Origin of the sequence: Brevibacillus sp. JB24b (genome assembly GCF_051713385.1) — a bacterium.
GTDB lineage: Bacteria > Bacillota > Bacilli > Brevibacillales > Brevibacillaceae > Brevibacillus_B > Brevibacillus_B laterosporus.
In genome coordinates, this window is the sequence record NZ_JBNVQV010000001.1 from 601,411 (window position 1) to 626,943 (window position 25,533).

Below are 25,533 nucleotides of genomic sequence, written 5' to 3' on the forward strand. Positions count from 1 at the left end.
TTGTCGCTTTTTGTGTGAAAAACTTTGCTGCCAATTTTTTTTGCATTTGATACTTACAGGTTTTCTTTTTGTAAACGACGTAAGCGATATTGCAAACTTTGTCGACTCATCCCTATATGTTCTGCGGCATGGGATATATTTCCTGCAAACTGATCTAATATTTTTCGAAGATAGATCCCTTCAAAGGTGTGTAGCACTTCTTTTAATGGCAATGAATCCTGCTGTAAAAGGTGTAGGGTATCTTGTATATGAGAGTCATGCAAATTTGGTTGAGTATTGGTAGTTTCTGTCGAATAAGCTCTATGACTTATAATCGTTTTTGCCTGAACCCCAGGTGTTGATGAAGAAGGAATTGAGGCTGATCCAGGTAGTTTACGGCGAATATGATGGAGAGGCAGATGCTCAAGTGCAATGATGGTTTCGTCAGTCAGCATTAAATTCATTGCACCTTCAACGAAGTGCTCCAATTCACGAACATTTCCGGGCCAATCATAATCTCCGAAAAAACGCTGTACATCTTCGTTTATACCCTCTACATCCATTTGAAACAGACGGTTATATTTATTGATGAAATGATTAGCTAAAGTCGGAATATCCTCACGACGTTCACGCAGTGGCGGAATGAGTAGGGTGACTACACCTAAGCGATAATACAAATCCTTCCGCAATTGGTTTCTTGATATCGCTTCGATTGGGTCTTCATTAATGGCAGCGATAATGCGAATGTTAATTGCCCGATCCTTTGTATCACCAATACGTCGAATCGTTTTCTCTTGCAAGGCGCGTAACAATTTAGCTTGGAGGGGGAGGTTAAGAGAGTTTAGTTCATCTAAAAACAAGGTCCCACCTTCTGCTTGCTCAAATAAACCAGGTCGTTCTATAGCTCCTGTAAAGGCACCCTTTGTTGTACCGAATAGTAGCCCCTCGATTAAGCTATCTGGCAGAGCTGCACAATTTTGCGAAATAAAAGGGGATTTGGCTCGCATACTAGCATGATGAATACTTTGCACAAACAGCTCTTTGCCCGTTCCGGTTTCTCCGACAATCAGAACGGAGGAAGAGGTACGCGCTACTCGATTTGCATGTTCAATCATTTCGCGAATGGCGGGACTATTTCCAATGATGCTTGCAAAGGTATAACGCGTGCTACCTATCTCTTTTTTAGCGAAATAATTTTCACGTATCATGCGCTCCATTTTAGTTACATCATTCGCAATTTCCACTGCTCCAATATTCGTTCCATGTTGTTGCAAGGGGAGCGTGTTATTAATGGTAGTAATCTCTTTACCCTTACCGTTTAAATAGGTTTGTCTGATCTGACGCAAGCTCTCTCCTTTATGTAGAGCTTGAAGCAAAGTGCTTTCCTGATTAGGAGAAAATTGAAAAACGTCTAGCAACTTCTTGCCAAGTACATCCTCCTTTTGCATGCCTTCTAGTTCCGCCATTTTACGATTATATAAAATAGAGATGCCATCCGTGTCGATTACGTGTACACCTTCATTCATTTCGTCCAAAATATGAGCAACCATTGCTAGAAAGGTTGTTCCGTCCATCAACGGAGACGTGGACATAGCATCTCACCTCATTTCGTATTTTCTCCAATTTGGTTTAGTCATTCTAACATAGATGGAGTGAGGTGCAAAATAATTTTGCTATGAAAACTGCTTGAAACTGTTTGTGCAAACTTTTTTTGCGTAGTAAGCTTATTTCGTGCAAAAAAAAGCTTATTTCTTTACAATTTTTTGTTGGCATAGAAAATGCATAAAAATATAAGCAGCTAGATATAGGAGGGTTATTTATGACAACGACAAAACAAATTATTGATCAGACAGAACGGTTCGGAGCACATAATTATCACCCACTGCCGATTGTAATTTCCAAAGCAGAGGGCGTTTGGGTAGAAGACCCAGAAGGCACTCGCTATTTAGATATGTTAAGTGCGTATTCTGCCTTGAATCAAGGACATTGTCATCCGAAAATCATTCAAGCGCTAAAGGATCAAGCGGATAAAGTAACCTTAACCTCGCGAGCTTTTTACAACGACCAACTTGGTCATTTCTATGAAAAAGTTACTACATTGACAGGTAAAGACATGGTTATACCGATGAACTCGGGAGCGGAAGCAGTAGAAACAGCAGTAAAAGCAGTACGTCGTTGGGCGTATGATAGTAAAAAAGTACCAGCGAATCAAGCGGAAATTATTGTTTGTGAAGGGAACTTCCATGGACGTACAGTTACGATTACTTCCTTCTCTTCCGCTGATGAGTACAAACGAGGCTTTGGTCCATTTACCCCTGGCTTCAAAGTTATTCCGTATGGTGACAGCAAGGCATTAGCAGAATCCATTACTCCTAATACAGCTGCATTTTTAGTAGAGCCGATTCAAGGGGAAGCAGGGATTGTCATCCCAGAGGAAGGCTTCTTACGTGAAGCGCGTCGTCTCTGTGACGAGCATAATGTATTACTGCTAGCGGATGAAATTCAAACTGGTTTTGGACGTACCGGAAAAATGTTTGCTACAGATTGGGAAGGTATAAAAGCAGATATGTACATCATGGGAAAAGCGTTAGGCGGTGGAGTTTTCCCAATCTCTGCTGTAGCGGCTGATAGCGAGGTATTAGGTGTATTTGAACCAGGGTCCCACGGGTCTACTTTTGGTGGAAACCCATTGGGCTGTGCAGTAGCAGTGGCGGCGTTGGAAGTGTTGGAAGAAGAAAGACTAGTGGAACGCTCTTTAGAGCTTGGCACTTATTTTATGGAAAAAATGAGAGAGATTAAGAACCCTCATATTAAAGAGGTTCGTGGGAAAGGGTTGTTTATCGGTTTAGAGTTAGATACAGCAGCGCGTCCGTATTGTGAAAGCTTAAAAGCATTAGGATTGCTGTGCAAGGAAACTCATGAGACGACGATTCGCTTTGCACCACCTCTTGTTATCAGTAAAGAAGAGCTGGATTGGGCGATTGAACTAATTAAGCAAGTATTATCGTAAAACGAAAAAAGAACTGCTTGCTAAAAAGGAAAAGAGCCAGAATGCCTGGCTCTTTCTTTTTTTCTCATCTATTGCTGCTTTTTATCCGTGAGGTTTATTTCCCAATTGACATTTCTATATTCCTTCTTAGCAAAATGATACTTGATAGTCAACTCTTTGGGCATCTTAGTTAGTTCGTCAATGGTTAAAGTATTAGCAGATGGTTGATAGATACGATAGGATTTACCGGTTTCATCGATTGCTCTCCACATCGATGTATTCACAACGTTCTTGCCCAAAACGCTGTCGATTTCAAGGTCTACTCTTTCATTTTCCGTATCTACTTTTATTTTTTTAAAGGTGTATACACTGCCATCACTTCCTGTAGCTGTAACAGGCTTTTGAGCTAGTGATGCTGGTGACAGCTTTGTTTGGAAACTAGCTGGTTCACTTCGATAGATCGCTTTTAGTTTAAAGGTCGTAGGCTCCAGGCTTTGTGGGGTAAAAGTATCCCAGACTGTATATGATCCATCTGGATTGCTTGTTCCGGAGAATCCATTGGGAATCACGTTTTTATTATTACTAGCTTTACTGTCATCCTGTGCTGCTAGGATATTCCCCTTCTCATCTAATAATTCATAAGCGATATCGATCTGACGCATTTCTAAAGAGGCAAATTCTAGCTTCTCTTCTACTTCTTCTTTTTCTTTAGCATTCGAATTTTCATTTACTCCAATCTGATCAATCATTTTCTTTATGTTTTGCTTTTCCTTTTCTGTCCATTCCTTTCGGAGGGTGAGGAGCGTTGCACTCGGTGCTATATCTAGCTTTTGTAGATCTATGGTAACACCTTGCGCAGACGTATATTGTTTATTCGGAAGCAAGGTTTTTGTCACCTGTTTTGCCTTCTTCATATCAATTGGAATACGTAGTTTCCATTCGCCTTTTATGTCCTTGATTTTTGTGAAAGTGATGTCCATAAATAATTCTTCTGGCATAGGATTCTTCTCCGTAAACAGATTGGTAAGCTCATGTTTTACGATGAGAAGGTCACCTAATGGACCAGTAATTCCACCATATTGGCTAAATGGCTTTCCTTGGCCATCTGTTAGCTGAGCATTCATTTCAGCTTTTGTAATTTCTTCGACAGGTATTTTTTTGCCCTCTTTATCTATAGCGTCCAATAGAACAGCGACCCGTAATGTATCTGCCATTAATTCTTTAGCTTCTATTGTAATCCCTTGCTGGGTCACTTTTGTAGTTAGCTTTTGTACATATCCTTGTGTGGCGGCATTTTTTAGCCCTCTGTCAGCTTTTTTATTATCTGAAAATAAACTATGCACATAATCGGCAAAGGTAGGGGATACAAAGGTACCTAAAGAAACAGCTAAAGTAAGTCCGGCAACAGCAAGTGTAGCTTTTTTCACGATATTCCAGCTCCTTTTTTTCCAATTAATAAGTGGTTTTAATGGTATAATGTGCTCCATTCGTCTTTCTACATCTTGGGTAAATGTGTCGGAGAGAGGTGGAATGTCCATATCCATGAGGGCTTCCTCCCAATTCTCCCATGTGACAAGATCGTTAGGATGTCCGTTATCAGCATCAGTATCAATATCAATATCAACGTCTTGGTTTTCAAGATGCTCTTCTGCTTCTTCATTCTCTAAAAGGCGCCGACATTGCGAACAAGTCGCTACATGCAATTCATAACGTTCGCTCTCTTCAGGAGAGAGTAGATCTTTCATGTAGGCTTGGTACAGTCTCAATTTCACACAAGTCATGGAATCCACCTCCTTCAACAGAGGCTAATAAGCTCTCACGCAATTTTTTATGTGCTCGATTCAGGCGCATTTGTACAGTGGTCACAGGGATTTCTAGAATATCCCCGATCTCCTTGTAGCTGAAATGCTCGTGATGACGAAGCATGAGAACCGTTCGGTATGACTCATCCAGTGCTAATAAGTGAGATTGTAATATTTGATTTCGTTCTTTCTCCAACAGAATGTATTCTGGTGTTTGTTTGTCGACCAAGGTGGTTTCATTTTGATTTTTCCTTGGAGCTTTCTTTCGTTTACGGAGCTCATCTATACAATGATTGGCTGCTATCCGGTACAGCCAGGATGAGAAGGAGTGCTCCGGTTTATATTGGTGAATATGACAATATGCCTTAAGAAAAACATCTTGAGCCATGTCTTGTGCGTCTTGTTGCTGGCCTATCATGCGGTATAGGTAAGCGTAGATTTTACCTTTATACTTGTCGACAATGCGTGTATAGGCTTCTTTATGTCCGCGTTGCACAAGAACAACCAACTCTTGGTCGTCCTGCATTGGTGTTAGTCCTCCTATTCAAAAAGGGAGCTGCGCAGCTTTTTTTCCTTTTTGTACTTTCACAATGATGTGCGTTAGCTAACGATATCTAAGGGTGTTTTTATTTAAATCATAAGCTATAACGCAGGTGGGAGGATTTTCTTTCATACTTTTTGAAAAAATTTTTAAAAAGATTGTTGTATGCTATCATAACGTTGAGACTTTTGTGAGCGGAGGGATAGGTATGACGTTACGTATTACAGATGGAGCAACATTAGCAAACGGAGTAGTAAAGCCTTGGTTGGGGCTTGGAGTCTATAAGGCGGATGACGGTACTGAGGTGGAGCAAGCCATTCGTATGGCGCTAGAGGCTGGTTATCGCAGTATAGATACAGCGGCGATTTATGAAAATGAAGCAGGAGTAGGAAAAGCGATTAGAGATAGCAAGATTCCACGTGAAGAGATCTTTGTCACGACAAAGGTGTGGAATACGGAGCAAGGCTATGAGTCAACCTTACAAGCCTTTGATACTAGTCTTCAAAAATTAGGCCTGGATTATATTGATTTATATTTGGTACACTGGCCGGTTCCTGGTAAATATAGGGAGACGTGGAGAGCTTTGGAGACTCTTTATAAAAAAGGGCTTGTCCGTTCGATTGGTGTAAGTAATTTTCATATTCATCATTTGGAAGATTTGTTTTCAGTTTGTGAAGTGAAACCAATGCTCAATCAGATAGAGATGCATCCCTATTTGATCCAAAAAGAATTGCGTCAGTACTGCGAGCAGCATGGAATTTATGTAGAGGCATGGCGTCCGCTGATGCGAGGTAATCTGGAGGTTCCGCTGCTACAAGAAATGGCAGAGCGCTATCAGAAAACGCCTGCTCAAATCGTGTTACGCTGGGATTTACAGCATAAGGTTTTGGTCATACCTAAATCGGTGAGAAAAGAACGGATTATCGAAAACGCGGGCTTGTTTGATTTTGAGCTTACAGATGAAGACATGGCTATGTTAGACAGCTTGAATCGAGATCAACGTTTTGGTCCAGATCCCGATCATTTTGATTATGAATAGGTGAGCAAAAAGCAAAAAAACATTTCACGTGTCCTTGGATCGGAGCGTGGAATGTTTTTTGCTTACAGCGTAATTTGATCAAACTTATAACGATGAAATAGCTCAGCGGGCAGAATCTTTATGTCTGAATCCAAGAGGAACAGAGTAAAGAAGAAAGCATGCACTGATTTGTTTAGATAAAATAACTAAAATTTTTTATCAGACAAGGTAGGAATTGGTTCCTATCTTGTTGTGTTTTTATTACTGATGGGGTTTAGCTTGTACCTGTGAAGGGTGTAAAGAGCTTACATATGGTCGAATGAGAACATAAAACAGTGGATATACAAAAGCTACAAATATACTAAAGTGAATAATAAATAGAACAGCTTCCTGATTAAAAATCGCCTCCATCGCATGGGTGAGGATGCTTACTGGATGCTGGATGATATCCCAGCTATTCCAACGTAGGAAACGACCTAAGTAAACACCAATACCTGTTAATAGCTGTGTTATCAAAACGAAGAGCCACCCGATCAAAGAACCAAAGCGTTGGGCCCAGATTTGATGCAACAAGGCTAGAGATAAAAAGCCGAGTATAATCCCAGTTAGCGCAAAATAAAAGTTTAGCGTCACATCATAATAGATGAAGTAGCGAATATTTAACGTGGTCAGATGTACAATATCCGTCACAATATAGGCCGCATTGGGAAGAAAGAACAGCCACACGCCAGCTATCGGTAGCATCCCAATCGAAAAACGCTGCTTGCGTTGGTACCAGTCAAATAAAATCAAAGCCATGATAAAGGGAATCCAAGCTAGCACTAGATTTGGAATAAGTAGCCAACGAAAAGTCAGGCGACCTGTGTCCATTACACGATAAATCCACAAAATGGCCGAGCCTGCCGACATAAGAACCATTACATTAAACAAGTACATCAATGGTTTTTGTTTAAGAAAAGACATAGAGATACTCCTTTGGTAATAGGGAAAGGTTTGTTTTATTATAGCTAGCAATATTGCATCAGTAAAAATTTGTAATTTGTAAAACAATCTTATGCTTTCTATAAAAACAGCGTATAATGGAGAAGTCTGTTTACCGCAAGCAGACAACCAGAAGAATTCCATGACTTTGTGCATGGGAGAGGTTCGCGAACTCCCTCTATAAAAAACTACCTGGGGACAAGTTTCATATGATAGTTCAAGAACGCTCTTTCTTCGTAGACCCTTGAAGACACGATTCTTCAAGAACACGAAAGGGATGAAGCGACATGAAAAAAGACAAAGCGGTGGTTGTATTTAGTGGTGGCCAAGACAGCACGACGTGTTTGTTTTGGGCACAAAAACAGTTTGGTGAGGTGGAAGTAGTCACTTTTGATTACGGCCAGCGTCACAAGCAAGAAATTGAATGTGCACAGAGAATTGCCAGAGAGCAAGGCGTAAAGCAGACGATTATGGATATGAGTCTGTTAAACCAATTGGCTCCTAATGCGTTGACTCGCGATGATGTAGCGATTGAACAGGTAGAAGGTGAAATTCCCAATACATTTGTGGATGGACGCAATCTGCTCTTTTTGTCGTTCGCAGCGGTCTATGCTAAGCAAATTGGCGCTCGACATATCATCACTGGTGTTTGCGAAACCGATTTTAGCGGTTATCCAGACTGTCGGGATTCCTTTATCAAATCGCTCAATGTGACTCTGCAACTAGCAATGGATTATCCATTTGTAATCCATACACCACTTATGTGGTTAAACAAAGCGCAGACATGGAAGCTATCCGATGAACTGGGAGCGTTTGAATATGTCCGTGAAAAAACCTTAACCTGCTACAACGGAGTGATTGGCGATGGATGTGGTGAATGTCCAGCTTGCCAGTTACGTGCGGCAGGCCTTAAAGCATACGAAGAGGAGCGAGCGAACAATGGGAAACTTCTATGATTTTCACATTGTCGAACGCTTGCAACGATATGAACAGGATATCCAGAAGGAAGAGCTACGTTATCATCAAAAGCGAGTGCTAGTAAGCAAAGAATTCACTTTTGATGCTGCTCATCATCTACATGCTTACGAGGGTAAATGTAAGAATTTACATGGACACACCTATAAGGTAGTGTTTGGCATTAGTGGTCGTCCCAATGAAATTGGGATTACCGTAGATTTCGGAGACATCAAAACCATCTGGAAAGAACAAATCGAGGTTTATTTAGATCATCGTTATTTAAATGAAACGTTACCACAAATGAATACAACAGCAGAAAATATGGTAGCGTGGATATTTGAAAAAATGGAAGAGTCTCTTACCAATATCTCTATTTATCAGGAACAGGGCGTACGTGTGGAATTTGTAAGGCTATTTGAGACACCAACTAGCTATGCCGAAATGCGCAGGGAGTGGATGTATAATGAGTAACATCCCTGTGCTGGAAATATTTGGGCCGACGATCCAAGGAGAAGGAATGGTTATTGGGCAAAAAACCATGTTTGTACGTACGGCTGGTTGCGATTATCGTTGCAGTTGGTGTGACTCTGCTTTTACATGGGATGGCTCAGCTAAAGAGCAAATCAGCATGATGACAGCAGAAGAGATTTGGAATCAGCTACAGGAGCTTGGCGGGGACTGCTTCTCGCATGTCACGATCTCAGGGGGTAATCCATTATTGCTTGCCCCACTTGGAGAACTAGTCCAGTTGCTACATTCCCACCACATTCGCATTGGTGTGGAAACCCAGGGTAGCAAGTGGCAGAAGTGGCTAGCTGAAGTGGATGATATTACCTTATCTCCGAAACCACCTAGCTCCGGTATGACGACGAATATAGGTCGACTAGATGAGATTGTTGCCAAGCTAACTGACGACTCTATTAAAGCAACGAATCAGCAGGTTAGCATGAAGGTGGTTGTATTTGACGAAGAGGATTTCCAGTATGCAAAAGAGTTACATCAGCGTTATCCGCAGGTGCCATTTTATTTGCAAGTAGGAAATGCGGAATTAGCTGATATCGAAAGTGATCGAGAAGGCTTGCGTGATCGATTACTACAATCACTGGAATGGTTAGTAGACAAAGTAGCTATGACGAAAGAGTTTAACAATGCCAAAGTGCTACCGCAGCTACACACCCTGTTGTGGGGCAATAAGCGGGGCGTGTAACAACGTCCGTAGCAAGCTGCCTTGCAGATCCGAGAAAAAGAGCTAAAGGAGTTAAAAAGAGATGACCCATAATAATCAATCTACAAACCCACAATTAAAAGATTTAACGCTGCTTGGTAATCAACAGACTGCGTATCATTATGAATATAACCCAAGTGTTTTGGAAGTGTTTGACAATAAGCACCCATATCGTGATTATTGGGTTAAATTTAACTGCCCTGAATTTACTAGCCTTTGTCCAATGACGGGACAGCCAGATTTTGCTACTATCTATATCAGCTATATACCTGATAAGAAAATGGTAGAGAGTAAATCATTAAAGCTTTATCTATTCAGTTTCCGCAATCATGGTGATTTCCATGAGGATTGTATGAATATTATTATGAACGATTTAATCAAGCTAATGGACCCGAGATATATCGAGGTATGGGGGAAATTCACTCCACGCGGAGGAATTTCGATTGATCCATATTGCAATTACGGGAAGCCAGGTACCAAATATGAAGAGATGGCAGAACATCGCATGATGAATCATGACATGTATCCGGAGAAAGTGGATAATCGATAGAGAGTAATAATGTATAGCAAAAGAGGCGGTCTTCATCCGAATTTTTGTCGGAGAAGGATCGCCTCTTTTACAATATCGACTAACCTAGGGTAATCTCTTCTTTCTCTAGCTTCTTACGATACACCATTCTTGATATTCCAATACTTAATTCGTATAACCCGATCAGTGGTACAAGCACCAAGATATCCGATATGATATCTGGGGGAGTCACCGAGATAGAAATGATGGATAATAGTAAATAAGCGGGCTTGCGTAATTTTGCTAACCGATGCGGATTCACAATACCCAAATGGCTTAAAAATAAAACCACCAGCGGAAGCTCGAATAATACCGAGAAGGGTAGACAAAAAGCGAGCATAAAGCTGAAGTAGTCACTTGCCGTAATCATGAGCTGAAAGTTATTGTTGGACAATCCCAGTACGAACTTGTACACCATCGGAAACAAGACAAAATAGGCAAACGTTGCCCCAATAATGAACAACAGAAACAGAGCGGGAATATACATCAATGTTACCTGTCGTTCTCTCGCGGTTAAAGCTGGGGAAACAAATCCCCATATCTGAAAGGCAGCAATCGGAATTGTAATCGCGACTGCGGACCATGCAGATAGTTTCATGTAAATGTTTAGTACGTCGGTAGGACCCAAGATGGTCAGCTTTTCCCCAGAACGATTGGTGAGGAACTGATAAATAAAATCTACATATAAAAAGCAGATAATAAAACTAAGTAAAAATGTAGCAATGACAATAATAATCCGTTTTCGCAGGTCGCTTAGATGGTCAATGATATGACTTGGAGTGTTGGAAGGGTTCAATGAAATTCTACCTCTTTCAACTAGATTCGAACGAACCGATTAGGAAACTTCTTTTTTAGCTGGTTCCATAGATTTGGTTGCCTCTGCTGCTTTAACTGGTTCTGCTGGTTTGTCTAATTCCTCATCTTTGGTTAAATCTTTGGCAGCTGTTTTAAATTCACTCAAGGTACGTCCAAATGCACGACCAATCTCAGGTAGCTTGCTTGGGCCAAAGATCACCAATGCAATAATTAAAATCAGGATAAGACCTGGAATCCCAATAGATGATAGCATGTGGGTGTTTCCTCCTTTCCTAATAGATAGAGATTAGAATCTATTTACAGGTAACAGGTAAGGTATGCGGCTTCCTAAAATCCGTTAATAGCGATTACCCCTGGCAAAGCGAGAGAGGATGCTCCGCGCGGCCAGTGACTGGTTGGTTTATCATAAGACTCTAAATTTTCCCCAGGATGCTGAACGGATAAAAATAATGTTTTTTCATCCGGTGTAAACCAAGGCCCTGTCATCTCTGCACCAACTGGAGCCGAAGCAAATTGACTAGCTACACCCTTATGCTCACCAGAGGTAGGAATAAAATAGACACCATTATTCCCGAAGGAACGGTAGATTCCCGCATTCATGGAACCAGAGGATATGTCAGTTACGACCCACAGATTCCCTGCGCTATCAAAGGCCATGTTATCAGGAGCAGCAAAACCACTTTGTGGACCACCTGTAGCAAAGATTTCAAAATCAAACTCTACACCAGCGTGATCGTTATTCTTTTCAAACAGTCGCATTATGTGACCATAAAAGTTGCTATGATTTTTATTATTCGTTAGAGAAATAAAGATAGAACCATCAATCGGATGAACCTCCACATCTTCAGGACGATCCATCGGTGTTCCACCAGCTACTTTTGCTGCAATACGGCAGTTGATCAATACATCTGCTTGGGAGGTAAATTGCGGTTTATTTTCTTTATCTACTGCTTTTTTCAAGGCTTCTGTCTTGCTATAATCGAGAGCTATCCATTTACCCTTTGCGAAGTTGGCTACATACAGCGTCCCTTCTTCTAGTAACTTGCTATTTGCTTTACCTTTCGACTTATCGTACTTGCTTTTAGATACATATTTATACACATATTGATCTGTAGCATCGTCGCCCATGTATACAACTAATTGACCGCCAGGAGCTAGTGTCATTGCAGTATTTTCGTGCGAGAAACGTCCAAGTGCCGTATGCTTTTTAGGAGTAGAGCCTGGATCAAATGGATCAACTTCCACCACCCAGCCATAGTGTCGCTCATCGGCAAGTTTACAATCGGTGACTACATCTTGAAAATTCTCCTCACAGGATAAAATAGAATTCCATAGGGTGACACCACCCGAGCAGTTAGCAAATGTACCGACTACTTCTTTAGCAAGGCTAGCGGCAGGCCCAGTCATTACGTGCTTGGTTAATCCACTGACTCGGCGACCATATTTCGAATTTTGAACTAATTTCCATTTACCTTGCTCCTTTTTAATTTCAATGACAGAGCCACCTAGTGCGTATAGGTATTTGCTGATTTGTTCTTGTGTGCGTTTATTATTTTTGGGATCAGCGTGTAGGTTATCATACCCATTTACATAGTATTCTAGCTCTCCGCAATATTCATGATTCGTCCAGAGCAAACCATGATCTGATTTTCCGTTAATTGGTAGAAAACAGTTAAAGTCGGCATTAAAACCAAAAGTATCGCCGGAAGCGTTAATTTTATCACCATAAAGGGCAATTACATCGTAAGAGAAGCCTTGAGGAAGGATGACATCATCCTTTGTGCTTGGTTTAATCGGGGTGAATTTAGGATGAAAGGCTTTAGGAGGAGATTGTAGGCCAAATAGGTGATCCGCTGTTTTCCCAGAAATGGACTCTCCTTTTGCAAGGGCTGGAATCCCCGTTGCCAATGAAGCTAGAGCAGCAGTGCCGGTTCCAAGAAATGTTAAAAACTGACGACGATTTACTTCCATTGGTTGAATCGCTCCTTTTCCTGTTAAAAGCTCGTTTTCGCTTTCATTGTAAAGAGCTTGTCAGGAGAAGAGGTTAAGCTGGGATGAAGTTTATATGAAAGAGCAGCGTTTTTTTTTACAAAAGCAATTTCATTTTTAGGAAGAATAGAGATGAATGGAGCCTATTACTGGGCGAGATTCTGCAAAGATCAAATTTGTTAGAAGCAACTAAGATATATTAAAAAGGTATAGGCAGTGTAAAGAGTTATGTAAAAGGCTTTTAGAAAATTAACAATTAATTGCTAAGGATATCAATTCATTTTCTATAATTTTGAACTAGGGGGCACCTTATATGGACATTTGGTACAAACAATTCATTGAGCTAGAGAAAGCTCAATATAATAGCTTGACGACTGGTTACGAGCGAGATTGGGGTATTTTATACTGCAATGAACAGAATCCGAGCTATTATGATGCTAATCATGCACACGTTGAATTGCCAATCAAAAATCCAGAGTCGGTTATTTCTGAGGTCATTACGTTTTACGAACAACGAAACCTGATCCCACGATTTTATATTAAAAATGTAGATGAGAATCTACTGTTTCTTCAGTTATTGGAAGAACAAGGATTCATGTATATGATTCAGCATAAAGATACGATTATGTTAGAAAATGTTGCCACACTACCCAAATTTAGAGGAAAAGGACTCATCCGTCAGCTGATTGCTCATATGCAAAAGGGTCTGCTAGAACGTGGAATACAGAGCTTGTTTGTCTCTCCCATTACAGAACAGGTGGCACGAGTATATGAACGTTGTGGGTTTAAAACCCTTGGTACGAAAGTGAAAGGCGGACATGCTTTTCGTGGAGGAAAAAGCATTGCCGAGGTACGAGGAGAAGTATGATGAACGAGCGCTGAGTACGATCGTGTGGTTTTGGACATACTAAAAGTAATAGTTTTTGAAAGAGTCTGAATTTCATGTGATAACATTCACAGATGCGATGATTCATGCTAAAGTAGATTACTAGAGATTGTGATGAAATTGGTCTATACTGATTTTTTCATTAATCGAGAGACAACGAAAGACAAACAACAAGATAGGATAAAGGTGATCATATGGCAATCGTACTATCCGTAAACTGTGGTAGCTCCTCTTTGAAATACCAATTATTTGACATGCCTTCTGAGCGTGTATTGGCAAAAGGTCTAATGGAGCGTATTGGCATGGAGGATTCCATGTCTTCCTTCCAAGTAGGTGATGGAGAGAAGCTAAAAGAAACGCTTGATCTGAAAGACCACGAAGTAGCTGTAAAAAAACTAATTGCTTTGTTAACTGATCCAGAAAAAGGCGCTATTAAAGATATTACAGAATTGGATGGCGTTGGTCATCGTGTAGTTCATGGTGGCGAAACCTTTAAAGATTCCGTTTTGGTAACAGATGAAGTAATTAAAAGACTAGAAGAGCTTTCTGAACTAGCTCCTCTACACAATCCAGCTAACATCATGGGAATTACTGCATTCCAAAAAATTCTACCAAACGTTCCTGCGGTTGCAGTTTTTGATACAGCTTTCCACCAAACAATGCCTGCTAAATCTTATTTGTACAGTATTCCAACTGAATACTATGAAGAGTACGGTATCCGTAAATACGGTTTCCACGGTACTTCTCACAAGTATGTGATGCAGCGTGCGGCTGAATTGTTGGATCGTCCAGCAGAAAAACTACGTTTGATTAGCTGCCATTTGGGTAACGGTGCTTCCTTGGCTGCTATCTACCGTGGTAAATCCATTGATACATCTATGGGCTTTACACCACTTGCTGGTTTGCCAATGGGTACTCGCTCTGGTGATATCGACGTAGCATTGCTTCCTTATCTACAACAAAAAACAGGACTTTCTGTTGACCAATTAGTTGAAGTACTAAATAAAAAGTCTGGTCTTTTAGCTGTTTCTGGTCTGTCTAGCGATCTTCGCGACATCGAGTCTGCAGCAGAAAACAATGACGAGCGTTCCGAGCTATCTCTACAAATCTTTGTAGAAAAAATCCGTAACTACATCGGTTCTTATGCAATGCAAATGAACGGTGTAGATGCAATCATCTTCACAGCTGGTATCGGTGAAAACAGTGATACCATCCGTGGTCGCGTATTGGATAAATTGGAGTGGATGGGTGTATACTTCGACCGTTCTAAAAATAACGTACGTGGTAAAGAAATTGATCTTACTTTTGATCATTCTCCAGTTAAAGCTTTCATTATCCCGACAAACGAAGAGGTAATGATTGCTCGCGACACAATGAAATTTGCAAAACTATAAGATATAAGAACGAAAAAAACTCTCCTAGCGCTTTGGTGAAGGCGCTGGAGAGTTTTTTTATGGATCTTACTCCATTATCTTTTTAAATTGACGCATGTTTTCCGTAATAGCTGTTTCTGTAGGGAGGCGTTCCATACTAGATGCCCCGAAGAATCCGACAACACCTGTCGTATGTTTTAAGACATAAGCGGCATCCTCTGGGGTAGCAATTGGACCGCCATGACATAAAACAATAATATCGGGATTTATTTTTTTAGCGGCATCATGCATTGCTTGAACACGTGCTACAGCCTCATCTAATGTCACTGCTGTTTTAGCCCCAATGCTTCCAGAGGTAGTGAGTCCTATGTGTGGAACTAATATATCCGCACCTGCTCTCGCCATTTTTTCTGCTTGCTCCTCATCAAATACATAAGGAGCAGTTAGTAAGCCAATTTCATGAGCTAAGCGAATCATTTCCACCTCTTTATCATAGCCCATTCCTGTTTCTTCAAGATTAGCACGGAAATTACCGTCAATAAGGCCGACCGTAGGGAAGTTTTGGACCCCAGTAAATCCACTCTCTTTTAACTGACGCAGAAATACAGGCATCAGTCGGAAGGGATCGGTGCCACATACTCCGGCAAGCACAGGTGTGCTATTTATGACAGGTAGTACTTCTCCTGCCATCTCCATCACGATCGCATTAGCATCTCCATAAGGTAGTAACCCAGCTAATGAACCACGTCCTGCCATACGATAGCGACCGGAATTGTAGATAATAATGAGGTCAGTACCTCCAGCCTCAGAGCATTTCGCTGACAGGCCTGTACCTGCTCCTGCCCCAATAATCGGTTTATTAGCTTTTATCTCCGCTTGTAATCGTTTCAATGCTTCTTCTCTCGTAATCATAGATATTCCTCCTCTAAAGTCATCAGGTGTTTATTTTGTTGTTGTGCCAGGTTTATTTAGCCAGACCTGATACATTTCGTGCAGGTGTTCAGCCATTGCAAGTGCAAAAGCTGGATCATTGATATCTGTATCCCATTCAACAATGTTCACGACCTGTGGATCAATGTGCTCATGTATTGCCTGAAATAGAGCTTGGTCAGCCACAGGATTATAGAAAATTTGTCCCTCTGTAGCAATTACGGAAGTTCCTTTCAATGGAATGAATAGGGAGACAGGTCCTTTTGCTTGATTGAGCTTTCGAGCAATGCGTTTGCCAAGTTCTGCACATTCTTCCGGTGTTGTTCGCATTAGGGTTACCGTAGAGTTATGGACGCAGAGCAAACGATTTTTATATGGCAGAGGGACAGATTCCAACGAACCGAAATTCGCCATGTCTAATGCACCTAGAGAAACGACCTGTGGAATCCCTAATTGACCAGCAACCTCCAAGCGATTTGGCCCTGCTGATAATACGCCTCCGACCAGATCATCAACTAGTTCCGTTGTTGTTAGATCTAGAACGCCCTTGAGGTAACCATTTTTCACAAGCGCTTCCATAGATTGTCCACCTGTTCCTGTAGCGTGGAACACTAGGATTTCATAGCCGAGCTGTTCCAGTTTTTTTCGGGCCACGTCTACAGCAGGGGTGGTAACTCCGAACATTGTAGCGCCGAGTAACGGTTTTTCTTCTGTCATTTCTGGAACAACAGCCTTCACCATGCCGGCAATGGCTCCAGCGGCATTGCTTAAAATCTGAGCAGATACTTTGTTAATACCTGCGATGTCTACGACTGAATACATCATGGCAATATCCACCGCTCCCACATATGGACGAGTATCTCCGGAGGCCATGGTGGAAACCATCATTTTAGGAACGCCAATCGGTAGAGCCTGCATGGCATGGGTGATTAAAGAGGTACCTCCCGAACCACCAAGCCCAAGAACGCCATCTATTCGATTTTCTGTGTAAAACTGATATAAAAGGCTGGCCGCCCCTTTCGCCATGGTTTCAACTGCTAGACCTCGATCATTAGCTTGTAAAAGCTGTCCAAGGGAAGTACCAGCGGCTTCTGCTACCTGTTCATGTGTGATTTCTGGCTCGATCTGGGGCTTGCCTATGATACCAGCATCAATCAGAAGAGAATCAACACCCTGTTCTTGTAAACGCTCTCTAATATATCGATACTCTATTCCTTTTGTATCAAGGGTACCTAGTAGAGCAACAACTGGTTTTCGATTCAGTTTTTTTTCCATAACCCACACCCCACTCATTTGATTATCGCCCTGCTTACACTGACTACTAATTGCAACCACCGTGCCAAATGAAATGATGCGGTTTTGTAGGTATTGATCGAGAAAAAAGTTCTCATGTGTAAAATAAAGCGGGAAAATATTTCCCAATTAAAAAAATAACGAGAAATATTTTCCCGCATAGACTTGTACGTAAATATAAAAGGATATCCGTTCTTGTATATTCATTTCCTAAAAGGCTTTAAGGAACCTTAATGTCATACTTTTTTAATTTGTTATAAAGGGTTCTGCGGGTAATTCCCAGCTGTTCAGCTGCCTTGGTACGATTCCAAGAGCAGAGTGCGAGCGTGTCTAGGATACACTGTTTTTCCAATGATTGAATGCTTTGAGACGAAGCATAAGGAACATCCTGAGCATAGAGAGCACGATTAGCTTGTTCATGTAGCTGAATATGCTGTTGCAAGGATGGAGGAAGGGAGCTTAAGCCGATAATGGATGAATTACTCAAAATAGCTGCGCGTTCGAGTGTATTCTCTAGCTCGCGCACATTACCTGGCCAATCATAGCTGAGCATTGCATCTAGTGCAGCAGGGGTTACGCTTTGTACCTCACAATGAAATTTCTGATTGATTTTTTGGATGAAATGGCTGATGAGCAAAGGAATATCTTCTTTATGTTCTCGCAATGGAACAGTCTGGATGGAGACTACATTTAAACGATAGTAGAGATCCTCCCGAAACCTTCCCTGCTCAACTGCCTCTCGCAGATTAACATTGGTAGCGCATACAATTCTCACGTCTACTTTAATGGTTGTCGAACCGCCTACCCGTTCGAATTCCTGCTGCTGAATGACGCGAAGGAGCTTCGCCTGCGTAGATAAGCTCATTTCACCGATTTCATCCAAAAACAACGTTCCCTTATCCGCTAGTTCAAACCGACCAAGACGTTGCTGGATTGCGCCAGTGAACGCTCCCTTTTCATGACCAAATAGTTCACTTTCTAAAAGGGTTTCTGGTAAGGCGGCGCAGTTGATCTTTACGAATGCTTGATTATAACGGTCGCTATTGTAATGGATTGATCTGACAAGCAGCTCTTTTCCCGTTCCGCTTTCCCCATGTACTAATACATTGACATTTTTATTGGCTACTTTTTTTACCAGTGCATAAATTTCTTGCATAGGACGGCTTTTCCCCACAATTTCGTCGAAGCCAAGTTTTTTCTGAAGTTCTTTTTTTAGATAAAGATTTTCTTCTTCTAACGAAGCGTAGTTTTTAAACTGATCAGTGATTTTCCTGATACTGCTTTCAGTAGGGAGCCGTTCAAAGCTAGAGCCGCCAATTATACCAATAGCACTTGTTTGTTTATAAAATAAAAACGCATCCTCAGGAGATGTAATAGGCCCTCCGTAAACCACATGATAACAAGTAGGATTAACGGTCCGAGCAGCCTGAAAAATACGATTGGCCAGTTTAACTCCTTCTTCCAGAGTCATGCTGTGTTGTACTCCGGTTTCTCCACCTAAAGTCCAGCCTAAATGGGCACAAATCATATCCACCTGAGCTTGTGCCATCAAAGTGGCTTGGTTCTCATTGAAAACGAAGGCTACCGTAAACAATCCTTGGCGAGAGGCTTCTCTTAAAAAGGAAATCTCCTGTTCAAAGCCAAGCCCTTCAGCTTCCAATGCATCACGAAATGTGCCATCAATTAAACCAACAGATGGAAAATTATTTACACCATGAAACCCGGATTGCTTAATTTGATCCAGCAAGCGTTGGTGATTTATGGTTGGATCAGTCGCGCAAGCACCAAAAATAACCGGTGTGTGCAAGGCATGAGGAAGAATCTCTCGTATGCCAAACGACATGACGGTATGATTGCTATTGCCAAAAGGGAGCAGACAGCCAAGGGTTGATACACCAGCCGATCGAAATTGCCCTGCGTTAAGTGCAAGTAAAAAATCGGCACCTCCAGCAATCGCCTGTTTTGCGGAAGAGCCAGAACCTGCCGCAACACCAATTAAGGGTTTGTTCTTTTGTAGATGTTGGTTGAGCATGTTTCTTACTTGGTCTTTGACTTTCAAAAGTATCTCCTCCAAGCGAAAATAGGCTTCTATTTGTAAAGTAACATAAGGAGCTTGTATCGTACAGGAAAGCAAAAAGAAAACCTTATCAAAGTATGATCAGAAAGTATACTTCTCTAAAATTTATTCTGTTATGTTGAGAGCATCAGGTTTACAATATAAGAAGAATAGCAATCATACTAGCAGGTATAAAGCAGGAAAAGTACAAGGGGGATTTAAGCACATGACTATGCATAAAGCTCTGACTATCGCGGGTTCAGATTCAAGCGGTGGAGCAGGAATTCAGGCAGACTTAAAAACATTTCAGGAACGTAACGTTTATGGAATGACTTCTATTACAGCATTGGTAGCTATGGATGAAAACTGGGCCCATCTCGTTTATCCGCAACCTCTTGAAGCGATTGAGGCGCAATTGGAAACAACTATGCATTATGTAGGAGTAGATGCTCTGAAAACAGGAATGCTGGCAACCAAAGAAGTAATTGAGCTGGCTGCCCGCAAAATTGCTGAATATAATGTAACGAAGGTTGTTGTTGACCCAGTCATGATTTGCAAAGGGGAAGACACGGTTCTATTAGATGAGCAAGCTATTAAAGCGATGCGAGAAGAGTTAATCCCAAGAGCAATGGTTGTAACACCTAACTTGCCCGAGGCCGCATTTCTTAGTGGTCTAAAAATTAATACGGTTGAAGATATGAAAGCAGCTGCGAAGAAAATCCATGAAATGGGAGCCAAATATGTCTTGATCAAAGGCGGCGGTCGTCTTGAGGATAGTCAAGCTGTAGACCTACTATTTGATGGAGAGTCATTCGAAATCTTAGAAACAGAAAAATTCGATACTACATTTACACATGGCGCAGGCTGCACGTATTCCGCTGCGATTACTGCTGAATTGGCAAAAGGAGCGGAAGTGAAAGATGCTGTTAAAACAGCGAAAGCTTTCATTACAGAAGCCATTCGCCAAGCATTCCCGTTAAATCAGCATGTAGGACCAACGTGTCATTCTGCATACCGTGCAGTAGAAGGTAAATAAATGTAAATCTAATGAAATAAGCTCTGTCTGGAGAAAAATAAGACAGGCTTATTTTTTTGTGATTTTCCTTACTTTTCAGTAAATAATGTCCAAATTATTAAATCTTTACAAAAATGAGCACATTTGATATACCCCCATAGCCCTTTCGAGTCATGCTGTGTCATAGTGGCATATTTATCATAATAATGGCGTGATTGGATGACTGCGCTTACCATACCCCAAAAAGGAGGGGACTTATGCGGCGACTTACAGCTTTCAGGATAGGTAGTCATATTTGCTTGGTTCTGATGCTGGCCTGTTTGGTAGCTAGTGGTTTCATCATACAACCAGCGCAAGCCGAGGAGATGAAAAATGAGTTACAACAACTGATTGACCAAGCTCAGCAGGATACGATTCTTAAAGTGCCAGCAGGGGAATACAGTGGGCCTATCCTGATCACTAAGCCGATTCATGTAGAGGCAGAGGGTACCGTAACTGTACGTAGCCAAGGGGATGCTCCCGTAGTCACTTTGAAAAGTAACCAAGCAAGTCTTCGTGGTCTTACTTTATTAGATGAGCGTCAAGGTGCAGAGACTGCTACGCTAGTAGTGGAAGGAAGCCGAAATGTACTAAAAGAGCTCACTATTGAAACAAAGGGAACAGGTCTACAGCTACGCAAGGGTGAGCATAACCAGATCATTGGCAACAAGATCAAAGGTTTGTTGGCAGGAAAGGCTATTCCTACTGGCTTAAATGAAACACGCAGCCCAGGGAAAAAAGGCAATGGAATTGATTTAAAAGAGGCCAATAACAATACCATTATGGGAAATTTGGTCGAAAATATGTTTGATGGTATCTATGTAGAGACTAGTCACTACAACCGTGTGGAGAAAAACATGGTTTACGATTCCCGTTATGGCTACCATCTCATGTTTAGTAATGATGTTACATTGATTCACAATCAGGGGGATCGGAATGTAACAGGCGGTATGGTCATGGGCTCAGACAATGCAGTCGTTACAGATAATCGATTCACTAAGCAAAATGAGAGCGTTAACTCGCAAGGTATTCTGCTGTTCGATGTGCAAAAGGCAAGAGTAGAACGCAATTACGTAGAAGGAAACCGCGTGGGGCTTTATGTAGAAGCAGCAGAAAAGAATGAGATTTCCTACAATCAAATATTGCAAAATTATATCGGTTTGCAATTGAAAGAATCGAAAGACAATTCATTTACAGGCAATCATTTTATCGGAAATGTAACGCAGGCAGAGGCTCAGAGCAGTACAGATAACCTTTTGCAGCTGAACTATTGGGACAGTGCTCAAAGTGTAGATTTGCAAGGGGATGGCAAAAGTGATCTGTCCTACCATATTAATCCATTCTTCTTCGCATTAACAGATCAAGTAGAGGCATTCCAGATTTTCTTTCAATCACCGGGACTATTATTTCTAGAGAGCATGTTTGATGACCATTCTGGCGCATTTCTGCAAGATCCACAGCCTTTGATGGCGCCAATCGAGCAACAAAATCAAGCACCTACAACCCATTCGCCGATTATCATTGTGATTAGTGCGATTATGTTGGCAGGGAGCATCTATTTTATCTATCTAATGGGGGTTCGTACAAAATGAAAAAAACACATATGATTTGGGCAAGCATTGCATTGGTTTCTGCTTTAATGACAGGTTGTGGAGGACAATCAGCACAACCAGTGGCGATTAATGAAAGCGTTGATAAATGCGATATCTGTAACATGCAAATTGCTGATGATCACAATGCAACGGAGATTATTTTAAAGGACGGAAAAGCGCTTAAATTTGATGATATCGGCGATTTGTTCGCTTGGATTAAAAAGAATGGAACCGAAAAAATTGACGTTAAATTCGTACGTGATTATCACAGCAAAGAGTGGATGAATCTAAACGATGCTACTTTTGCTTACGATAAAGAATTTAAAACACCAATGGCTTATGGAGTATATTCTTTTAAAGATAAACAATCAGCGGAAGCTTTTGTAAAAGAACAGGGTAAAGGTCAAATCCTGACAGCCGAACAGCTTAATAGCCATAATTGGGAAATGAATATGGATCAAATGAAGGATATGAAACATCACGGTGATATGGAGCATAAAGAGGGAGACAAGGCTGGCGACCATTCACAGCAACACGATGCAAGCAAAGATGGCGATCATTCAAAACAACAACATGATGCAGGTAAAGAAGGCGATCATTCAGCACAACAACACGATGCAGGTAAAAGCGCGGGCGAACATGGTGGTTCTCATCCATCTACTGAAACACCAGCAAGTGGCACAGGGCACTAGGACGTTTTAGTAAAGCACACTTGCCCGAGGGACTACAGATAGAGGAAGTGTTGATATGCAAGCTATCCATATCGCCAAGCGGGAGATACAAATTGGATTTCGCAATCCGTGGGCGTATTCATTTTTGGCCCTATTCTCGCTATTTAGCCTAGCTCTTTTGTTGATACAAGCTCAAGCTTACATGGAGGGTTATACCCATACGACAGGAGCTATGCTTAATTTAATCTTGTATTTATTACCACTGATGACGTTGCTACTCGGCTCCTTTTCTATTACTTCGGAAAAGGAAGAGGGAAGCTGGCAGTTACTTTCCACGTATCCGCTCTCTACATCCGCGTTTCTTGGTGGAAAATATCTGGGGCTAGCTGCCGTTTTAATTGCGATTATCAGTTTTGGATACGGCTTATCTGGATTGGTAGGAGCTTTGTTTGGCAAAGGATTTACGCTCTCGCTGTTACTCTTTTTCTTCCTTTTTTCTATCTTATTAATCTTGTTGTTTTTAGGAATCGCAGTATGGATCGGAACCTTCTGCCAGAATCGTTGGCAAGCTTTAACGGTTGGTGTTAGCATTTGGTTTTTGTTTATTTTAGCCTGGCCTACTCTATTAATTTCCGTCCTAGGCTGGTTACCTTATCAAGCGATTAAGCCTGCGGTACAAATTTTAACCATATTAAATCCAGCCGAGTTAGTTCGTATTTTTATGGTCATCAAAATGGGTGGCGGTTCTATTTTTGGTCCAGAGTATTATCAATGGGTAGATTGGTTAAAGACCAGTATGGGTACGACTTTGTTCGCTGTTTTTTGCTTACTTTGGGTGGTATTGATGATGGCGGGATCTATTTTGGCCTGGGAAAGAAGGCGATACCGTGGGTAGCAGATCTGAAGCAGTAGATAAAGTGGTAGATACGTACGATTCAAATTCTCGTGCATTGATTAAGGAACGTTTGCTTATTAAGGGTATTAGTAAACGGATCAAACAGCAAACATTAGTTGAGCCATTTGAGCTTTCGATGGATGCAGGTGAGATCGTGGCTCTATGTGGCGGTAATGGAGCAGGCAAGAGTACGGTTTTACGTATGATCGTTGGTATTACGCAACCTTCTGAAGGTGACATTACAGTAAATGGTATGAGCTGGAAGGAGAACCGCACTGAGTATTCTAACCAGATCGGCTATATGCCCGATCAGTTCAACTTTGGCAATGGACTGACAGCTCGGGAGACTTTACAATTCTATGCTTCCCTGCGTAAAATTAATGTGACACGAACCGAAGAAGTGCTCGAATTGGTAGGGCTTACGGATGTACAAGACAAACGTGTCAGTACATTTTCAAAAGGTATGCAGCAGCGCTTGTTATTTGCGCAGGCCATTTTAGCGAAACCAGCCTTGGTAGTACTAGACGAACCTACCAACGGACTTGATCCTTATTGGATGGAAGAGTTTGTGCAATTAGTTCAACAAATTAAGCGTGAAGGAAGTAGCGTTATTTTTTCAACACATCAGCTTAATATTGCCGAACTGGCGTGTGATCGGGCTATCTTTTTACAAAAAGGACGCATTATACAGCAAGGAAGTGTAGAGTACTTTCAACAAAAATATGGAACTCTCGGTTTACAGGGAGCGTTCGCAGAAATCTTTCCATTTGGACAACGTGTAGGGCAGGATAAAAAACCAAGATAGTCACACTTTGCCGGCGAAAGAGTACTGAAGGGATGAAAGGGTTGAAAGTGATGGGACATCCTGAAGAGAGGAAAAGAAGCCTACTTTCCCTCTTCATTCTCAGCCTATGCGTATTAACGCTAGTTGGGTGTGGAGCAAGAGGGCCTAAACCAGATATAACAGCAGAATTTAGTAGTGAGCCAGTACTACCTAAGGTAGGAGAGCAAACGATTTTAACTGCTAAATTGGGTGGGCTAGAGAATTATGATGAAGTGTACGTGGATATTGAATTAAAATTGGAGGGGCAACGTACTCGTGAGCTAGTTAAAGCCAAGCAGGGTGAGAGGGCTGTATATGCGGCAAAGCAAAAATTCTCTAAACCTGGCACGTACGATGTTACTGTCCATGTGTATACACCACAACTGCACGAAACCGTAATGAAGAAGATCACAGTGGAATAGAAGGCAGTGTAGGAAGGAAATCAAGAATAGATATATAGGGAGAGGGGAAGGCGATTGAGCTCTCCCTTTTTTATTTGATTCGATACCAAAGGTTCGAAACTAATAGGTTTTAACAGTTGGAGCCTGATAAGATTCAAACTGATCAAGTAAAGCTTTCGCATCTGAATCTACGATGCTCATAGAACGGTATTTTGCATGTAAGAATTGCTCTGTTACCATGTGATCAAATAGAGCAAGCAGAGGATCATAGTAGTGATTAATATTGAGAAGACCTATGGGTTTTTGATGGATCCCGATTTGGGCCCATGTAAATATCTCGAAAAATTCCTCTAACGTACCAGGACCTCCGGGTAACGCAATAAATCCATCTGCTAAATCTGCCATTTTAGCTTTTCTTTCATGCATGGAATCTACGATTAAAAGCTCCGTTACATGCTGATGAGAGATTTCCCGATCTATCAGCAATTGGGGCATGACACCGATTACCTTACCGCCCTCTTCTAAAACTGTGTCAGCTACTGTACCCATAATCCCAATGCTTGCCCCACCGTAAACTAACGTAATGTCACGTCTGGCTAATTCTTTTCCTAATTGGACAGCCCCTTCTTTATAAGCAGATGACGCCCCATTACTTGAACCACAATAAACAGCTAAACGTTTCAATGCAAGTACC

At 41.5% G+C, this 25,533-nt stretch carries 25 protein-coding genes; 14 read left to right on the forward strand and 11 right to left on the reverse strand.

Annotated features, from left to right (window positions below; translation table 11 throughout):
- Window positions 1-53: 53 nt before the first annotated feature.
- Window positions 54-1,571: a sigma-54 interaction domain-containing protein gene (locus ACQV1I_RS03110; protein WP_116335237.1), complete on the reverse strand. Its 1,518-nt coding sequence runs from the start codon at window positions 1,569-1,571 to the stop codon at window positions 54-56.
- A gap of 227 nt (window positions 1,572-1,798) precedes the next feature.
- Here ACQV1I_RS03110 and ACQV1I_RS03115 point away from each other — a divergent pair, with 227 nt between their 5' ends.
- Window positions 1,799-2,989 carry an ornithine--oxo-acid transaminase gene (locus ACQV1I_RS03115; protein WP_116335236.1) on the forward strand — a complete coding sequence of 397 codons (1,191 nt, stop codon included), beginning with the start codon at window positions 1,799-1,801 and terminating at the stop codon, window positions 2,987-2,989.
- 68 nt (window positions 2,990-3,057) lie between these two features.
- Here the strand turns inward: ACQV1I_RS03115 and ACQV1I_RS03120 are convergent, their stop codons facing one another.
- Both ACQV1I_RS03120 and ACQV1I_RS03125 read right to left on the reverse strand, forming a co-directional pair.
- The gene (locus tag ACQV1I_RS03120; RefSeq protein WP_116335235.1) at window positions 3,058-4,749 is read right to left on the reverse strand and encodes a DUF4179 domain-containing protein; all 1,692 of its coding nucleotides are present in this window, start codon (window positions 4,747-4,749) and stop codon (window positions 3,058-3,060) included.
- A complete protein-coding gene (locus tag ACQV1I_RS03125) occupies window positions 4,691-5,296 on the reverse strand; it encodes an RNA polymerase sigma factor (RefSeq protein ID WP_116335234.1) in 606 nt (201 codons plus the stop codon). Before ACQV1I_RS03125 ends, ACQV1I_RS03120 begins: the two co-directional genes overlap by 59 nt.
- A gap of 223 nt (window positions 5,297-5,519) precedes the next feature.
- On the opposite strand from ACQV1I_RS03125, the gene ACQV1I_RS03130 reads away from it, so the two are divergent.
- Entirely contained in the window at window positions 5,520-6,350 is an 831-nt protein-coding gene (locus ACQV1I_RS03130; RefSeq protein ID WP_116335233.1) for an aldo/keto reductase, read from the forward strand.
- Between the two features lie 240 nt (window positions 6,351-6,590).
- Here ACQV1I_RS03130 and ACQV1I_RS03135 read toward each other — a convergent pair whose 3' ends face one another.
- Window positions 6,591-7,292, reverse strand: a complete 702-nt coding sequence (locus ACQV1I_RS03135; RefSeq protein WP_161555136.1) for a DUF1361 domain-containing protein — start codon at window positions 7,290-7,292, stop codon at window positions 6,591-6,593.
- Window positions 7,293-7,597: 305 nt separating this feature from the next.
- On the opposite strand from ACQV1I_RS03135, the gene queC reads away from it, so the two are divergent.
- The 4 genes from queC (at window position 7,598) to queF (ending at window position 10,042) form a co-directional block, all read left to right on the forward strand.
- Window positions 7,598-8,266, forward strand: coding sequence for a 7-cyano-7-deazaguanine synthase QueC (gene queC / locus ACQV1I_RS03140; protein WP_018673547.1), 669 nt, complete (start codon window positions 7,598-7,600; stop codon window positions 8,264-8,266).
- The gene (queD, locus tag ACQV1I_RS03145; protein WP_018673548.1) at window positions 8,250-8,738 is read left to right on the forward strand and encodes a 6-carboxytetrahydropterin synthase QueD; all 489 of its coding nucleotides are present in this window, start codon (window positions 8,250-8,252) and stop codon (window positions 8,736-8,738) included. Before queC ends, queD begins: the two co-directional genes overlap by 17 nt.
- Window positions 8,731-9,474 (forward strand): 7-carboxy-7-deazaguanine synthase QueE, encoded by a 744-nt coding sequence (gene queE / locus ACQV1I_RS03150; RefSeq protein WP_094701558.1) that lies wholly within the window; start codon window positions 8,731-8,733, stop codon window positions 9,472-9,474. Before queD ends, queE begins: the two co-directional genes overlap by 8 nt.
- Before the next feature lie 61 nt (window positions 9,475-9,535).
- The gene (gene queF, locus ACQV1I_RS03155) at window positions 9,536-10,042 is read left to right on the forward strand and encodes a preQ(1) synthase (RefSeq protein ID WP_018673550.1); all 507 of its coding nucleotides are present in this window, start codon (window positions 9,536-9,538) and stop codon (window positions 10,040-10,042) included.
- A gap of 79 nt (window positions 10,043-10,121) precedes the next feature.
- Here queF and tatC read toward each other — a convergent pair whose 3' ends face one another.
- The 3 genes from tatC to ACQV1I_RS03170 form a co-directional block, all read right to left on the reverse strand.
- The gene (tatC, locus tag ACQV1I_RS03160; protein ID WP_116335231.1) at window positions 10,122-10,856 is read right to left on the reverse strand and encodes a twin-arginine translocase subunit TatC; all 735 of its coding nucleotides are present in this window, start codon (window positions 10,854-10,856) and stop codon (window positions 10,122-10,124) included.
- 39 nt (window positions 10,857-10,895) lie between these two features.
- Window positions 10,896-11,129 (reverse strand): twin-arginine translocase TatA/TatE family subunit, encoded by a 234-nt coding sequence (tatA, locus tag ACQV1I_RS03165; protein ID WP_094701560.1) that lies wholly within the window; start codon window positions 11,127-11,129, stop codon window positions 10,896-10,898.
- A gap of 74 nt (window positions 11,130-11,203) precedes the next feature.
- Window positions 11,204-12,847 (reverse strand): PhoX family protein, encoded by a 1,644-nt coding sequence (locus ACQV1I_RS03170; RefSeq protein WP_094701561.1) that lies wholly within the window; start codon window positions 12,845-12,847, stop codon window positions 11,204-11,206.
- A 331-nt stretch (window positions 12,848-13,178) separates the two neighbouring features.
- Between ACQV1I_RS03170 and ACQV1I_RS03175 the strand changes: the two genes are divergently transcribed.
- Window positions 13,179-13,733: a GNAT family N-acetyltransferase gene (locus tag ACQV1I_RS03175; RefSeq protein ID WP_236645918.1), complete on the forward strand. Its 555-nt coding sequence runs from the start codon at window positions 13,179-13,181 to the stop codon at window positions 13,731-13,733.
- 212 nt (window positions 13,734-13,945) lie between these two features.
- Window positions 13,946-15,145 (forward strand): acetate kinase, encoded by a 1,200-nt coding sequence (locus tag ACQV1I_RS03180; protein WP_094701562.1) that lies wholly within the window; start codon window positions 13,946-13,948, stop codon window positions 15,143-15,145.
- A gap of 66 nt (window positions 15,146-15,211) precedes the next feature.
- On the opposite strand, the gene ACQV1I_RS03185 is transcribed toward ACQV1I_RS03180, so the two are convergent.
- The 3 genes from ACQV1I_RS03185 to ACQV1I_RS03195 form a co-directional block, all read right to left on the reverse strand.
- Window positions 15,212-16,036: a phosphoenolpyruvate hydrolase family protein gene (locus ACQV1I_RS03185; RefSeq protein ID WP_094701563.1), complete on the reverse strand. Its 825-nt coding sequence runs from the start codon at window positions 16,034-16,036 to the stop codon at window positions 15,212-15,214.
- 30 nt (window positions 16,037-16,066) lie between these two features.
- On the reverse strand, window positions 16,067-17,329 hold the full coding sequence (locus ACQV1I_RS03190; RefSeq protein ID WP_116335230.1) for a Tm-1-like ATP-binding domain-containing protein: 1,263 nt from the start codon (window positions 17,327-17,329) through the stop codon (window positions 16,067-16,069).
- Between the two features lie 238 nt (window positions 17,330-17,567).
- Complete coding sequence (locus ACQV1I_RS03195; RefSeq protein WP_094701565.1) at window positions 17,568-19,406, reverse strand: phosphoenolpyruvate hydrolase family protein; 1,839 nt, start codon at window positions 19,404-19,406, stop codon at window positions 17,568-17,570.
- A 223-nt stretch (window positions 19,407-19,629) separates the two neighbouring features.
- On the opposite strand from ACQV1I_RS03195, the gene pdxK reads away from it, so the two are divergent.
- The 6 genes from pdxK (at window position 19,630) to ACQV1I_RS03225 (ending at window position 24,860) form a co-directional block, all read left to right on the forward strand.
- Entirely contained in the window at window positions 19,630-20,439 is an 810-nt protein-coding gene (gene pdxK, locus ACQV1I_RS03200; protein ID WP_003335527.1) for a pyridoxine/pyridoxal/pyridoxamine kinase, read from the forward strand.
- 236 nt (window positions 20,440-20,675) lie between these two features.
- Entirely contained in the window at window positions 20,676-22,049 is a 1,374-nt protein-coding gene (locus ACQV1I_RS03205; protein ID WP_116335229.1) for a right-handed parallel beta-helix repeat-containing protein, read from the forward strand.
- Window positions 22,046-22,741 carry a nitrous oxide reductase accessory protein NosL gene (locus ACQV1I_RS03210; RefSeq protein WP_094701567.1) on the forward strand — a complete coding sequence of 232 codons (696 nt, stop codon included), beginning with the start codon at window positions 22,046-22,048 and terminating at the stop codon, window positions 22,739-22,741. Before ACQV1I_RS03205 ends, ACQV1I_RS03210 begins: the two co-directional genes overlap by 4 nt.
- Window positions 22,742-22,796: 55 nt before the next feature.
- Entirely contained in the window at window positions 22,797-23,615 is an 819-nt protein-coding gene (locus ACQV1I_RS03215; RefSeq protein WP_003345017.1) for an ABC transporter permease, read from the forward strand.
- Entirely contained in the window at window positions 23,608-24,420 is an 813-nt protein-coding gene (locus tag ACQV1I_RS03220; protein WP_201747449.1) for an ABC transporter ATP-binding protein, read from the forward strand. Before ACQV1I_RS03215 ends, ACQV1I_RS03220 begins: the two co-directional genes overlap by 8 nt.
- Window positions 24,421-24,452: 32 nt before the next feature.
- On the forward strand, window positions 24,453-24,860 hold the full coding sequence (locus ACQV1I_RS03225; RefSeq protein WP_236645917.1) for a FixH family protein: 408 nt from the start codon (window positions 24,453-24,455) through the stop codon (window positions 24,858-24,860).
- A gap of 99 nt (window positions 24,861-24,959) precedes the next feature.
- Here ACQV1I_RS03225 and ACQV1I_RS03230 read toward each other — a convergent pair whose 3' ends face one another.
- Window positions 24,960-25,523, reverse strand: coding sequence for a TIGR00730 family Rossman fold protein (locus tag ACQV1I_RS03230; protein ID WP_116335228.1), 564 nt, complete (start codon window positions 25,521-25,523; stop codon window positions 24,960-24,962).
- Window positions 25,524-25,533: the final 10 nt, after the last annotated feature.